Source organism: Acidobacteriota bacterium, from assembly GCA_016712445.1.
GTDB lineage: Bacteria > Pseudomonadota > Alphaproteobacteria > Caulobacterales > Hyphomonadaceae > Hyphomonas.
The window spans coordinates 599,095-612,296 of the sequence record JADJRB010000001.1 but is presented as its reverse complement, the minus strand read 5'-3'; the positions used below and the strand labels follow the sequence as shown (position 1 = coordinate 612,296).

The 13,202-nt window shown below is 66.1% G+C and carries 11 protein-coding genes; 5 read left to right on the top strand and 6 right to left on the bottom strand.

All coding sequences use genetic code 11. The annotated features are described in order from the left end of the window. Positions 1-22 precede the first annotated feature (22 nt). Genes IPK75_03055 through IPK75_03045 form a run of 3 tightly spaced genes read right to left on the bottom strand, consistent with a single transcriptional unit; the run spans position 23 to position 5,979 of the window. Positions 23-3,244 carry an efflux RND transporter permease subunit gene (locus IPK75_03055; protein MBK8197325.1) on the bottom strand — a complete coding sequence of 1,074 codons (3,222 nt, stop codon included), beginning with the start codon at positions 3,242-3,244 and terminating at the stop codon, positions 23-25. Beyond that, positions 3,241-4,512: an efflux RND transporter periplasmic adaptor subunit gene (locus IPK75_03050; GenBank protein MBK8197324.1), complete on the bottom strand. Its 1,272-nt coding sequence runs from the start codon at positions 4,510-4,512 to the stop codon at positions 3,241-3,243. The genes IPK75_03055 and IPK75_03050 overlap by 4 nt, the downstream gene beginning before the upstream one ends. 21 nt (positions 4,513-4,533) lie before the next feature. After that, positions 4,534-5,979, bottom strand: coding sequence for an efflux transporter outer membrane subunit (locus IPK75_03045; GenBank protein ID MBK8197323.1), 1,446 nt, complete (start codon positions 5,977-5,979; stop codon positions 4,534-4,536). Between the two features lie 223 nt (positions 5,980-6,202). On the opposite strand from IPK75_03045, the gene IPK75_03040 reads away from it, so the two are divergent. Continuing rightward, positions 6,203-7,573 carry a hypothetical protein gene (locus tag IPK75_03040; GenBank protein MBK8197322.1) on the top strand — a complete coding sequence of 457 codons (1,371 nt, stop codon included), beginning with the start codon at positions 6,203-6,205 and terminating at the stop codon, positions 7,571-7,573. 127 nt (positions 7,574-7,700) lie between these two features. Here the strand turns inward: IPK75_03040 and IPK75_03035 are convergent, their stop codons facing one another. The 3 genes from IPK75_03035 to IPK75_03025 form a co-directional block, all read right to left on the bottom strand. Continuing rightward, positions 7,701-8,000 (bottom strand): hypothetical protein, encoded by a 300-nt coding sequence (locus tag IPK75_03035; protein ID MBK8197321.1) that lies wholly within the window; start codon positions 7,998-8,000, stop codon positions 7,701-7,703. A gap of 107 nt (positions 8,001-8,107) precedes the next feature. Beyond that, a complete protein-coding gene (locus IPK75_03030; GenBank protein MBK8197320.1) occupies positions 8,108-8,845 on the bottom strand; it encodes a hypothetical protein in 738 nt (245 codons plus the stop codon). Positions 8,846-8,963: 118 nt separating this feature from the next. Further along, positions 8,964-9,500, bottom strand: a complete 537-nt coding sequence (locus IPK75_03025) for a GcrA cell cycle regulator (protein MBK8197319.1) — start codon at positions 9,498-9,500, stop codon at positions 8,964-8,966. Positions 9,501-9,729: 229 nt separating this feature from the next. Here IPK75_03025 and IPK75_03020 point away from each other — a divergent pair, with 229 nt between their 5' ends. From IPK75_03020 to IPK75_03005, 4 genes are all read left to right on the top strand, one after another. Beyond that, positions 9,730-10,563, top strand: coding sequence for an ABC transporter permease (locus tag IPK75_03020; protein MBK8197318.1), 834 nt, complete (start codon positions 9,730-9,732; stop codon positions 10,561-10,563). Between the two features lie 105 nt (positions 10,564-10,668). After that, positions 10,669-11,283 carry a hypothetical protein gene (locus IPK75_03015; GenBank protein ID MBK8197317.1) on the top strand — a complete coding sequence of 205 codons (615 nt, stop codon included), beginning with the start codon at positions 10,669-10,671 and terminating at the stop codon, positions 11,281-11,283. A gap of 218 nt (positions 11,284-11,501) precedes the next feature. Beyond that, a complete protein-coding gene (locus IPK75_03010; GenBank protein ID MBK8197316.1) occupies positions 11,502-11,768 on the top strand; it encodes a hypothetical protein in 267 nt (88 codons plus the stop codon). Between the two features lie 192 nt (positions 11,769-11,960). Beyond that, complete coding sequence (locus tag IPK75_03005; GenBank protein MBK8197315.1) at positions 11,961-12,950, top strand: hypothetical protein; 990 nt, start codon at positions 11,961-11,963, stop codon at positions 12,948-12,950. Positions 12,951-13,202: the final 252 nt, after the last annotated feature.

Below are 13,202 nucleotides of genomic sequence, written 5' to 3'. Positions count from 1 at the left end.
AAACCGGAAAGGGTAACGCTACTTACTCCGCAGGCGACGGCCGGCCAATCCCGTCAACTGCACTTGTGCCGATCAGTTCATCGTCATCGATCGTCGCATGGCCCGAATAGCTCTCACCGATCTGGCGATACGGCTTGCCGCCCCAGGTCCAGCGGAAGATGCGGCCGATCTCGACGCCGATCGCATACATCGCCGGCACCATCAGCAGCGAGACGAACAGCGCGAAGGTCACCGCATAGGCCAGCGACACGACCATCGGCTTCAGGAACTGCGCCTGCACGGAGCGCTCGTAGAGCAGCGGCGCGAGGCCGACGAACGTGGTCAGCGAGGTCAGCAGGATCGGGCGGAAGCGTGACACGCCGGCATCCACCAGCGCCTGCACGGCACCGGCGCCTTCGTCGCGCCGCTTGTTGACATAGTCGAGCAGCACGAGGTTGTCGTTGATGACGACGCCGGACGCCGCCGCGATCCCGAAGAAGGCGAACATCGCCATGGGCGTGCCGGTCAGCGCCAGCCCGAACAGCGCGCCGCAATAGGCGAACGGCAAGGCCATCATCAGCAGGATCGGCTGGGCGTAAGACCGGAAACCGATCGCCAGCAGGATATACATGGCGCCGATCGCGATCAGCAGCAGGCGCTGGATTTCCGCGAAGAATTCCTGCTCCTGCTCGAAGCCGCCCGCCTCGCCGCGCACGACGTCCGGGAACTCCTGCTTGAACTGCGGCCAGAAGTCCGACTCCATCGCGCCCATGATCCGCGCGCGTCCGCCTTCGCCCAGCACTTCAGCGGACACCGACACCGAACGTACGCGGTTGCGGCGGACAATCCGGTTGATGCCCGGGGCGAACTCGAAGTCGGCAACCTGGGTCACCGGGATTTCGCGGCCGTCGAGCGTCCGGATACGGATAGACGCCAGGCTGTCGAGATCGTTGCGCATCTCCTCCGGCAGGCGGACGCGCACTTCCACGTCCTGGCCATCGCGGGGCAGGCGTTGGGCCAGCTCCCCGAAATAGGCCTGGCGAAGCTGGTTCGACACGTCTGCCAGGGTGATGCCGAGCGTTTCCGCGCCGGGCTTCATCTTGATACGGATTTCCTCGGCGGCCGACGACAGGTTGTCGCTGATGTCATAGACTTCCGCGAAGGTCGAAAGGTGAGCCTTGACGTAATCCGCTGCAGTGCGCAGGCGGTCGAGGTCCGGGTGGCTCAGCGCAAAGGTCACGCCGCTGTCCGGCTGGTTGAACGTGAAGTCGAAATTGATCTCTTCGGCATCCTGGATATCGCCGGTCGCCTTGCGCAGTTCTTCTGCAAGGTCCTTGGAGCGCACGTTCTCGGGGCGCTCTTCCGGCGGAGCAAGGCTGATCCAGGCCTGGACCTGCGTACCGCCCGCCACGATGGACGAATCCCGGATCAGGCCGCCATCGATTTCCGGATGCTGCTTGTCCGTCACTTCGGTCGCCGCCTGCACGCCGGCCTGCAGCTGGTCGCGCACCTGCACGACGCGCTCGAACGGCGTGCCATCCGGCATCTGGATGTTCACCTGGATCAGGTCGGCCTCGATCTCCGGCATGAACTGGAAGGGGACAATGCCGGTCGACTGGATCGTCATCGAAATCGCGAACAGCGAGAAGAAGAAGGCCACGGTCGCGTAGCGGAACTTGATCGCCATCTCCAGCACCGGCCGGTAGATATGGTCCGCAAACCAGATCAGGCTGTCGGCAATGCGGCGCTGGAACGCCATCAGCGCGCCGGTCGGTCCGTCAAACTTCTGCTTCTTCATATGCGCAAGGTGCGCCGGCAGGATCAGGAGGCACTCGAGGATCGAGACGGCCAGCGAGACGACCACGACGAAGGTGATCTGCTGCGTGAACATCCGGGTCGGGCCGGTGACGAACGCCCAGGGCAGGAAGGCGATGATGGTCGTCAGCACGCCGAAGATGATCGGCTTCATCACGAGCTGCGTGCCGATGATTGAGGCATCGAGCCCTTCACGCCGGCCGCTTTCGACTTCCCGGTGGATGTTCTCGCCGACAACGATCGCGTCGTCCACGATCACCCCGATGACGAGCAGCACGGCGAAGGTCGACAGGATGTTCCAGGATACGCCGAGCGTCGGGAACAGCATGATCGAACCGGCGAAGGCCGTGAAGATGCCCGAGGTCACCCAGAAGGCCACCATCGGGCGAAGGAACAGCAGCAGCACCAGCATCACCAGCAAGGCGCCGGAGAGTGCCGACGAGGTGATCAGGTCCATGCGGGCTTCGAAGGCTTCTGAATCGTCCCACAGCTTGTCGATGTTCACACCTTGCGGAAGGATGCCGCTGGTATGCGTGTTGGCGCGCTCGATATACTCGCGGAAGCCGGCGGCATACTTGGTGATGTCCATCTTGTCCGGCTCGGGGATCATCACGAACACGGTGCTGCGGCCATTGAACGATGCGCGCAGCTTGTCGCTGACGAACCCGTCGATCACGTTGGCGACGTCATTGACGCGCACGGTGCCTTGTTCGGTCGTCTGGCGAATAATGATCTCGCCGAACTGGTCAGCGGTGTCGGCAAGGTTGCGCGCGGTCAGCGACACATCGCCTACGGGAGACTCAATCCGTCCGCCGGAGGAGTTCAGCGACGACTGGCGCACGGCATTGGCAACGTCCGACATGCTGAGCCCGAAGCGGCGCAGGGCTTCCTCGGACACTTCGATGCTCACCTGCTCGTCCAGCGTGCCTTGCAACACGGCCAGCTCACCGCCGGGCAGGGCGGCGATCTCGTCGCGCACCTTGTCGCCGATGCGGCGCAGCGTGCGCGCATCCACGTCGCCGTGGATCGCGAGGCCCATGAACCAGTTGCGCTGCTCCCAGCGCTGGACCTGGGGTTCAAACGCCGCCTGGGGCAGGTTGTTGATCTGGTCGACGCGGAGTTTCACCTCGTCGAGGAACGTATCCATGTCGACATCGTCCCGGCCCCGGATGTTGACGACACCGACGCCCTCGCTCGCAATCGACGTGATGCGATCAAGGCCGTTGATGTCGGCAACCGCTTCCTCGATGCGGGTGACGATCTGGTCTTCGATGTCGCGCGGCGAGGCGCCGGTCCAGGCGACCGATACGGACGCGCCGGACACTTTCACGACCGGGAACATTTCCCGCTCCATCGAGGAGTAGCCAAACACGCCACCCGCGAAGAAGATGAACATCAGGAGGTTTGCAGCAACCGAGTTGCGGGCAAACCAGGCGACGATCCCGTTCATGGGTTGGCTCCTTCCTCGCTCGCGGTCGAAGCTTCCGCGACTTCCTTGTCGGCGGCGTCAGCGGCAGGCTTCGGCGGGTTGTGGACCTTCACGGTGCCGTCTTCCAGGCGCTCCATCACGGTTAGGCTCATGCCGTCGAACGGCGCCTGGATGGGGCTGATGATGGCAAGCTCGCCAACGTCAGCGCCTTCATGGAAGTAGGCGCCGTCCCTGTCGGAGAAGGTGACGTCCACCGTGCGGATCGAGAGCTTCCCGCTGTCCGGGTCGCCGATATACAGCTTGTCTTCGCCGCGCAGCGCCGAACGCGGCGCGACCAGTACGCTTTCCAGGCTCTTGCCCTGGATCTGTGCGTCCACGAACAGACCGGGCGCCATCGGCGTGCCGTTGTCCGCGCCGGCGCCGAAGGGATCCTTCAACTCCGCGATGACGTTGATCTGGCGGGTCTGCGAGTTGATGGCTGCACCAGTACGCACGACCTGCCCGCGCCAGGTGCGCGGCTCGCCGCCCACCGTTGCCTTGAAGACGACCTCCGGCCCCGGATTTTCCTTGCTGCTGGCAAAGGCAATCGGCAGGCCCAGCCGGCCGAGTTCGGCGTCCTTCAGCGGCAGCGACACTTCAACGACGTCATTGCCAAAGATGCGGCCGAGCGATTGTCCCGGTGCCACGACCTGACCGATATCGACGCTGCGCTCGCGCACGCGGCCATCGAACGGCGCGATCACCGCGGTACGGGCGAGCGCAAGTTCAGCATCCTTCAGCTGCGATTTCGCAGCATCGAGCGATGCCTGTGCTTCGGCCAGCTGCGGCTCGCGGCGGGCGAGCGGCGAAGCGTCGGTCATGCCGAGGTCTTCGAGGTCCTGCTGGGCCAGTTTCGATTCTGCCTGCTCGCGCGCAAGGCGCTGCTCGGCCGAGGCGACCGTCGAGCGTGCCCGCACGACGCCCAGCTCATAGTCCTGCGCCTCGACGCGCACCAGCACCTGGCCCTTGCGGATGAAGCCACCGTCAATGAAGTCCGGCGAGACATAGGCAACCCGGCCCGAAGTCTGCGGCGCGACGACAATCTCCGTCTTCGGACGGACTTCACCTTGCGCGTCGACCGTCAGCGTCAGGCTCACTTCGCGCACCGGTTCGGCGAAGACGTTGAGGCCGGCGCGCGGCTCGTCGCTCTTCTCGGGTTCCGGCTTCATGGCGTTCACCGCCGCGACGCCGCCGACACCGAGCACGGCAATGATGCCGATCGGGGCGAGAATGGAAATAATGCGGGCCATGGGTAATGCTCCTGCCGTCTGCTACGGCGTCTGGACTTCTGTAGAGGCGGATTGTGCGGCCGGGGTCGGCACACCGCCTCCGAGCGCGAGGTGGTACGACACCCGGTTTATAGCACGGCTGGCGCGCGCCGACACGAACTGGCTTTCCGCCGTCAGCCGGCGCGTCTGCGCGTCGATCAGGTTGAAGATGGTGATGGTGCCGCTGACATACTGGCGTTCGGCCAGTTCCTCGGCATAGCGCGCCTCTTCAAACGACACGCCTTGCGCGGTTTCCTGCTGGGCCAGCAGCACGTCAGCCGTCAGCGCGTCTTCCACTTCGCGCCAGGCCGTCAGCACGCCCGCTACATAGTTCGACACAGAGGCCTCCGCCTGCGCGATCGCCGCTTCCTGCTGCGCCCTCAGCCGTCCGCCGTTGAACAGCGGCTGCGCGAGGCTCGCGACCAGCCGCGCCGCAATCAGCGCCGGATCCACCACGTCGGCAAGTTCGGTCGACGAATTGCCGACCGATCCCGTCACACGCAGCGAAGGCAGCATCGCGAGGCGGGCTTCCTCGGCCCGCAGGCCGGCGCCCACGACCCGCGCTTCCAGCAACGCCACATCCGGGCGGCGCGACAACAGCAGGGCAGGGTTGCCTTCGGCCGCCATCTCGCCGAGCGCCGGAATCTCGCCCGCCGCCGAAATCTCGGCCCGCGGATAGCGCCCGAGCAGCACTTCCAGCCGGCGCGACGCTTCGGTCGAGGCTTGCCGCCGCGCCGCAATCGCCGCTTCGGCCCCCGCCAACGAGCTGCGCGCCGTGCGCAGTTCGAGCGCGCCGAGCAGGCCGGACTGCACACGGCGCTCGGTAATCGTCAGCACCCGCTCGCGCGCTTCATACGACAACAGCGCGATGCGCTCCTGCGCCAGCGCCTCGTTGAGGCGCACCCAGGCAATCGCTGTCTGGGCCGAAATCGAGAGCTCCGTTGCGGCGAGGTCCGCTTCGCTCGCCGCGTAGTCGGCGTCTGCCTGCGCAACCGAATTCGAAACTCGGCCCCAGAGGTCGGCTTCCCAGCTCGCGTCGATGCCAAGATCATACAGCGGATCGTTGAACCGCTCGTCATTGCCCGCCACGACTGCGCCGGTCGAGGTGCCGCCAGCGGCCAGCGATGCCGACAGGCTCGGCAGCCGCTGGCCGCGCGCCGCCCGCGTCAGGGCTTCGCTTGCCCGCGCCAGCGCCGCGCGCGATTCCAGCGTCGGGTTCGCAGCCAGGGCTTCAGCCACGAGCGACGTCATTACCGGATCATTGAACTGGCTCAACCAGTCGGCCGTAGGCGCCGCGCCGGCTACGCCGCGCGCCGCCCATTCGTCCGGCGCATCCGGCAACACGCTGAACAGCGCATTGCGGTCATCGATCAGCCGTTCCGCCGGGTCCGGCGCCGTCGCGCAGGCCGCCAGCATCGCGGAACTCAGGAAAAGGAAGGATTTTTTCATGCGAAGAAGCGGCGCCCGTCAGACTAGGGCGACCGGATACGCCCGCGCTTGCCGAGCGTCAATATGAAATTATCGAAATTCAATAATTTTGTGAGCCCAGTGTGTTAACGCCGCCGGTCCTGTTGGCCGCCGGGGCTTGGCAGACGCGGGAGGCCGGGTTAGCGCCAGCAGGCAGGCCGCTCCTGAAGGGGCCGCGCCAGCCGGTCAGAGGGCAGGGTCGAGCATGAGTGAAGCCGCCGAAAAGCGGGTGGAAGGCGACAGCAGCCGGTCGATGACCCGCCGCACGCGCGACTTCACGGTCATCATCGCCACGACCGGCCTCGTGCTGCTGATGCTCGTCGCCACCGGCGCGCTCGGCCTGATTGAAGCCCTCAGCGCGCTCGGCGTCATCGGCTCGGTCGCCGTCGCCTACTTCGTCGGCTCGGCCGCCCGCGTGCCCGTCACCCCCCGCGACACCTGGCGCGACACCGCCGCGCCGGCCGCCGCCGATCCCGGCCCCAGCCTGCTGGCCGCGCTGCCCCTGCCGGCGCTCGAAATCGGCCCCGGCCGGAAGATCCTCGCCTTCAACCGCCCCGCCGACGAGCTGTTCGAGCTCGCTAACCTTCCGTTTGCCCGTGCCAGCGCGGTGATCCGCTCGCCGGTGCTGCTCGCGGCCATCGACGATGCGCTCGCCCGCCCGGTCACCGGCGCCGTCTCGGCCGAGCTCGAAACCGGCCCGGACGAGACCTGGCGCGCGCATGTCACCCGCGTGCCGGCCGGCCGCAACGTCCTCGTCCTCCTCGAAGACCTCACCCCCGTGAAGCGCGCCGCCCGCGCCCGGGCAGACTTCCTCGCCAATGCCAGCCACGAGCTGCGCACCCCGCTCACGGCAATCTCCGGTTTCATCGAGACCATGCGCGGCCCGGCGAAGGACGATCGCGAAGCCTGGCCCCGCTTCCTCGACATCATGGCCGGCGAATCCGACCGGATGAGCCGCCTGATCGCCGACCTCCTCTCCCTCTCCCGCATCGAATCCTCGCAGCACGTCCTACCGCGCGGCCGGGAGGATTTCGCCGAGATCGTCGCCTCCGCCATGGCAGCCCTCCAGCCCATCGCGGCAGAGCAGGGGATCACCCTCAAGGTCGGCCCCGCCATCGGCCCGCTGCCGATCACCGCGCACCGGGACGAACTCATCCAGGTGATCGAGAACCTCGTCTCGAACGCCGTGAAATATTCGAAAGCCGGCAGCGAAGTGAGCATCCACTACGGCGCCGCCCCGTCGCTCGCCGAAGCGCGCGTCACCGCCTCCCAGCGCTGGGACCTCAGCCAGCGGATGACCCTGCTGCAGGCGCTCGCCCGCTCCCAGTCGCCGGAGCCCGCCGTCTGGCTGCGCGTCGAAGACCAGGGCCCTGGCATCGAGCGCGAACACCTGCCGCGCCTCGGTGAGCGCTTCTACCGCGCCGACCAGTCGCGCGGCGGCAAGATCACCGGCACCGGCCTCGGACTCGCCATCGTCAAGCACATCATGGCCCACCATCGCGGCGGCCTCGCCGTCGAAACCCTGATGGGCCAGGGCACCGCCTTCGGCGCCTGGATGCCCGCCGCCCGCGATTGATCAGCCTACGTCCGGTGTTCCCTCGCCGTGGATACCTGCGCAGGCAGGTATCCAGCGCAGGGAAAAACCGGACCCCCTGCCTTCGCAAGGGTATACGGCGTAAACGCACACTTCATCCGCTCCCGGACTATCGCGGCTCCCACTCGAACAGGTCAAGCGTCTCGTCGCTCGCCCGCTTGCCCTTCATCCGGTCAAAGCAGGGATGGGGGATGTAGCGCCCGGACGGCAGCACCTCGCTGACCGCCGTGCCGCCCTGCGACGGCTTCGAAACGCGGATCGGCGCGCCGCACAAAGGGCAGCATTCCTCCCAGCCCTGGCGCGGCGGGGCCTCGCCGGTATCCGGAATGAAATACACCGTCGCCGCCACCTTCGACCGCTCCGGCCGGTCCGACGCATTCCGGAAATGCTCCCTGCGATGAACCCACATCTTGCGCCTCCAGTATCTGTCCGGCGCTAGGGGTAGCAAAGATGATTGAAGGAACCGTATAAGCGCGCTGGGTTTGAATGCTTGGCGACGGGCGAAACCACAAGCCTTCAGATGAACGGCCCCGCGAGCGTTCTGGCGATTGCGCCAAACCAGTTGGCGCCGAATCCGAACACTTCGATCAGGTGCACCCCGATCATGCTGCTTCCCACGAAAGTGTAGACCCAATGGACGCGGCGCTCGCGAAGGAAGTCGGCGAGCGCGGCGATGACGACGAGGGAGTCTGCAAGCAGCAGCGAGTAGACGAAGACGGGATCGTCGATGGGCGGAAAATAGTGCCGGAACCGAAACCACGCTGGTCCGAGCGAGGCGATGAGCGCCAACAACATCAGCCTTCTGTGAGTGTCCGGCCGGCGCCGCAAAAGGAAAGCGCTGACCGTGAGCACAGAAAAGACAGTCATCTCCATCAGGATTACGAGAAACTCGCGGCTTGCCAGATCTATGTCGCCGGTGGCGGCAGTCCGCTGGCTCGCCAGCGCTCCCACACCAAGCGTTGAAACGACAACACCCGCCACCAAGCCCGCTCCGGCCCATCCCAACCGCTTGTGCAGGCGCAAGTTCTTTCGATGGATCCAAAAAGATTGGGCCGCGAAGAAACCGACCCAGCCGAACAGGAACGCGCCATGCACGTAGATGAGGAGCGGAGCCGAAAATGTGCCGCTGAATAGCGGAAGAAAGAATGTCTTCGCAAAGCCGATGACAGCGACCGCGATGCCGGCCAATCCCATCCACGCAAAGAGACGTGAGCGCGTAGAGCGTGCCGATTGCTGTTGAACTGGCAGTTCCATTCTGGCCGGCCCCCCCATACCGTCGTTTCGTCACCTTCGCCAAAGGCGCCTGAAAAAGCGAGACCCCCGGGGCGGGGGCCGCCGGGGGTCTCTTACGTCCTGCAATGTCAGCGCGGCTTTAGCCGGCAATCCGCCGGACGTAGTCGTATTCGGACTTGCGGGCTTCGCGCTTGCGGGCCGGCTGGAAGGCGACCTGGGCGTGCTCGGTGCAGTAGGGGCCGCAATCGGCCTTGCGGCCGCAAAAAGCAAATTTCGGGTCGGCAGGGTCGCCGATCGGCCATTTGCACATCGTGTCGCGCAGCGTGAGGATCGTCGCCGGGGTGCCGTCGGCCAGCGGCAGCGGGGGCAGGGGCGCGATCGCGACGGCCCGTTCGATGGCCAGCGGCGGGGCCGGCACGCTCGGCGCGGCGGGCTGGGCGGCCGGGGCGGCGGCCATCGAGCCATCCGCCAGGAACCGGGGTTTCGGCCGGGCGAGGCGCGGCGGGCGCTTGACCGGGCGCGACGGGGTGGCCCGGCCCGACAGGCCGAGGCGGTGGACCTTGCCGATCACGGCATTGCGCGTGACGCCGCCCAGTTGCTTGGCGATCTGGGAGGCCGAATGGCCTTCCGCCCAGAGTTTCTTGAGGGTGCTGACCCGCTCATCGTTCCACGACATGTTGGAAATCTCCCGCATCTCTGGGTACGCCTCATTGCTGAGCGCCGAACCCCTATATGTTGATATGGCTGAACGCGCCATCTGTTCTGACACCTAGATATCGTATCAGCGGCGTAATGAAACACAACATGCAGGTCCGGCATTCCACAGAGTTCTAGATGTTGTGGATCGGAATTGCCCCCGCGATGCCCCTCGCAAGTCAGGGCTGCATCGCCTATGTGCAGTAGCCATGCAGACGATTCCCCCGGCCGATCAACCCGCCCACCAGCTGCGCCAGTACGGCGCGTTCAACGGCCTCGGCCTGTGGACGCTCTACCAGCGCGAAGTGGGGCGTTTCCTGAAGGTCTGGATGCAGACGGTGTTTGCTCCGGTGGTGACCACGCTGCTGTTCATGACGGTGTTCAAGCTCGCCTTCGGCGACCGCGGCCAGCTGACCGGCACCTTCGAGGGCCTGCGCTACAATGACTTCCTGGCGCCCGGCCTGATCATGATGGCGATCCTCCAGAACGCCTTTGCCAACACCAGTTCCAGCCTCGTGCAGGCGAAGTTCAACTCGACCCATGTCGACTTCCTGATGCCGCCGCTGTCGCCGCTGGAGCTGACCATCGCCTTCCTCGGCGGGGCGGTCACCCGGGCCCTGCTGATCGCGCTGATCTGCGCCGTAGCCATCCAGCTCTCGGGCCTCGCCAACCTGCCGGTCCGGCACGTCTGGCCGATCCTGTGGTTCTCGGTGACCAGCGCCGTCATCCTCGGCGCCCTCGGCATCCTCGGCGGCGTCTGGGCCGACAAGTTCGACCACCTGGCGGCGGTCACGAACTTCATCATCGTGCCGATGACGTTCCTTTCCGGCACCTTCTACGACGTGAAGGTGATGATCGAGCCGTTCGAGACGATCGCCCACCTCAATCCCATCTTCTACATGATCGATGGTTACCGCTACGGCCACATCGACGCCGCCAACGGCTCGCTCGCCGTCGGCGTGGCCTATACCGGCCTCCTGACCCTCGCCTCGGTCATCGCCGTCTGGGCGATGTTCCGGGATGGCTACAAGTTAAAAGCCTGATTTTCTCCCCTGATGGGCGACATGCTCATTTTTCGCCACATTTCGGCTTCAAGTCGCTTGGGCGGAGGGTGAATACACCCCCGGAAATGGTGATGGAGAATCCATATGAAGTTTACGAAGATCCTTTCCGGCGGGCTGTTGCTCGCTGCGTTGAGTGTTTCGGCGTGCATGAACATTCCCCGTGAGCAGACGGTTGCGGAGTATTGCGCCAATGCCAAGAAGGCGAATGAGAATGTCTGCCGGCTGAAGGTCGAGATCGATGGCACGTCCACCGCGCTGGCCGATACCAACATGCGCCTCAGCGATGCGTTCAAGCTGACCGCTGACGCCCAGGCCACGGCCGACAGTGCCAAGGCGGATGCCGCCGAAGCGATGTCGCGCGCCAACGCCGCCTACGACAAGGACAACAGCATGGTGTGCGAAACCACCACCGTGCAGAAATCCAGCGTCGGCTCCTGCCGTGAAGGCTACACCCTGACGAGCTGCAACCAGACGCGGTACACGTTCCGCGCCGGCGGCCCGTCGATCCTGCGCGAGATCAACGACCAGCAATGCCGTTTCAACGACCGCGTCCTCGAGATGCAGGTGCGCTGCTGCGGTACGGCGAGCTCGGTGCCGCAACCGGCCGACGCGCTGGTCGAGGGCGACGAGCCGGAATCGGTGGAGGCTTCGGCCCCGGCCGAGGAACCGGAAACCACCCCGGCGCCTGTTTCGCCGTAAGCTGAACACTCCGCCCACGGAGTCCACAAACCGTCCACACGCGCGTGTGGACGGTTTTTTGTTGCCGCGCGCGCGTGCCCCGATTTCGCCACAAGCATTAGACGTTTGTGAGGTGCGGAACGGGCACCCCGCCGGCGCGTAGATGCGCCAAGCCCGCTGCACCGGAAATGCGTCCGGGCGGCAGGGTGGCTTAAGGGATGAACCCGAGGAGTACCCCCATGAAGAAACTGATTGCAGTTGCCGCGCTTGCGGCCGCGTTTGCCGCGCCGTCGGCGCTTGCCGGTGAAGACATGACGCTGGCTTCGCTCGACACCGATGCGAACGGCACGCTGTCGCTGACCGAAGTGCAGGCGAAGAAGCCGGAGGTCACCGCCGAGAAGTTCGCGAAGGCCGACACCGATGCGAGCGGCGAGCTGAGCGAAGCGGAGTTCGCGGCCTGGAAGGCCGAGAAAGCCGCGAAGAAAGCCGAAAAAGCGGCTGAATAACGCGGCGCTGCCTGACACCGCAAAGCCCCCGGCGCCGATCCGCGCCGGGGGTTTTTTGTTGCGCAAGGACTGGCCTTGCGCAACGTTTCAGCGGCGGCGCGCCGGCGCAGAGGCGCGGCGGGGCCGCGTCAAGCGGATTATTCTGCATACGGCCAATCCGGCGGGACAGGACGCGGATGTATCCTCTGCGGCATGGCAAAAGGCGGATACGAACGAAAAGACCCGGTGGTCTACGCGGCGCAGCGCCGCGAGCTTGGCGTGCGGGTGCGCGAGGGGCAGGCGATCCGCGTGGCGGCGCGCTTCCTGAACATCCCGTATTCGACCGCCTCGCTCTGGGCCGCGCAGGACGGGCTGCGGCGGGCGGACCGGGCCGCGGATGCGGCGGGAGAGGCGCGCCCGCCGATGGGCGACTGGGCGAAGCCGGGCAGGGGCTGCGCGCTGGCGGCGCTGGGGGGCGAGGAGGAAAACCTTCCGCCGGCGGACTATCCCGAACTGAAAGGGCTGAAGGGGCGCGTGCGGCTGACCAAGCTGAGCGAGCTTTCGGCCTTCCACAGGATGCGCGCGGTGGCGGCCATCGAGGAAGGGTGCATCGGCCTTGCGATGACGAGCCTGCGCGAGGCGCAGCGCCTGCAGCGCGCCTGGCGCACGCTGCGCGACTGGCTCGAATTCCATCCGGAGCCCTACGAGGCGCCGGCGCAGGGCTGGCGCGAGGAATGGGACGAACTCATGCGCGCCGAGGAAGAAGGGCGCGAGCCGGTCTTCAAGCCGAGGACGCCGGAGCAACAGGCCAAGGATGCGATCCGGAACGAGATCTACAAGGCGATTGATGACGCGCGCGACGCCGAACGGCTCGCTTACCATGCGGGCCGGGAGCTGACGGAGGAGGAGGTGAGCGAAGACCGGCTTTTCACCCTGAGCGACGATATCGCGTGCGCCGACCGGCTGATGGCCGAGCGCGAGAAGTGGATGAGCCTGCCGGGGCGCGCGCCGCCGCCGCTGGTGGTCCACCTGCCGCCGCGCCGGTGGCCGGACCCGGCCGATCTCGTGCGGCGCCGGCGTGAGGAGGAAGCGCGCTCGGCCGAGCGGGAGGCGGAGCGCCAGGCGAAAGCTGAGAGGGCCGCGCCGGAGAAATACGGGATCAAGGACGCGTTCCCGGTGATTTATCGGGGGAGGCGGATTTGACGGCGCTTCGGCCCCTTCTCCCTTGGGAGAAGGGGTTGGGGATGAGGGAGTGCCGCGCCGGCGGCGTTACTTGACGTTTTGAGCGGGGCGCCCCCTCACCCCCAACCCCCTCTCCCTGAAGGGAGAGGGGGCTTTGAGTCTTCCTTGCCACGCGCTTGTCAGCGCGCGGCCTCGCTCGGGAAATCGCGATGCGATTTCTGATCCTCGCAAGCCCCCTCACCCCCAGCCCCTCTCCCACAGGAGAGGGGGCTT

Coding starts and splice junctions, on each gene's coding strand:
- IPK75_03055 (MBK8197325.1), bottom strand. CDS start 3,244: ATGAACGGGATCGTCGCCTGGTTTGCCCGCAACTCGGTTGCTGCAAAC.
- IPK75_03050 (MBK8197324.1), bottom strand. CDS start 4,512: ATGGCCCGCATTATTTCCATTCTCGCCCCGATCGGCATCATTGCCGTG.
- IPK75_03045 (MBK8197323.1), bottom strand. CDS start 5,979: ATGAAAAAATCCTTCCTTTTCCTGAGTTCCGCGATGCTGGCGGCCTGC.
- IPK75_03040 (MBK8197322.1), top strand. CDS start 6,203: ATGAGTGAAGCCGCCGAAAAGCGGGTGGAAGGCGACAGCAGCCGGTCG.
- IPK75_03035 (MBK8197321.1), bottom strand. CDS start 8,000: ATGTGGGTTCATCGCAGGGAGCATTTCCGGAATGCGTCGGACCGGCCG.
- IPK75_03030 (MBK8197320.1), bottom strand. CDS start 8,845: ATGGAACTGCCAGTTCAACAGCAATCGGCACGCTCTACGCGCTCACGT.
- IPK75_03025 (MBK8197319.1), bottom strand. CDS start 9,500: ATGTCGTGGAACGATGAGCGGGTCAGCACCCTCAAGAAACTCTGGGCG.
- IPK75_03020 (MBK8197318.1), top strand. CDS start 9,730: ATGCAGACGATTCCCCCGGCCGATCAACCCGCCCACCAGCTGCGCCAG.
- IPK75_03015 (MBK8197317.1), top strand. CDS start 10,669: ATGAAGTTTACGAAGATCCTTTCCGGCGGGCTGTTGCTCGCTGCGTTG.
- IPK75_03010 (MBK8197316.1), top strand. CDS start 11,502: ATGAAGAAACTGATTGCAGTTGCCGCGCTTGCGGCCGCGTTTGCCGCG.
- IPK75_03005 (MBK8197315.1), top strand. CDS start 11,961: ATGGCAAAAGGCGGATACGAACGAAAAGACCCGGTGGTCTACGCGGCG.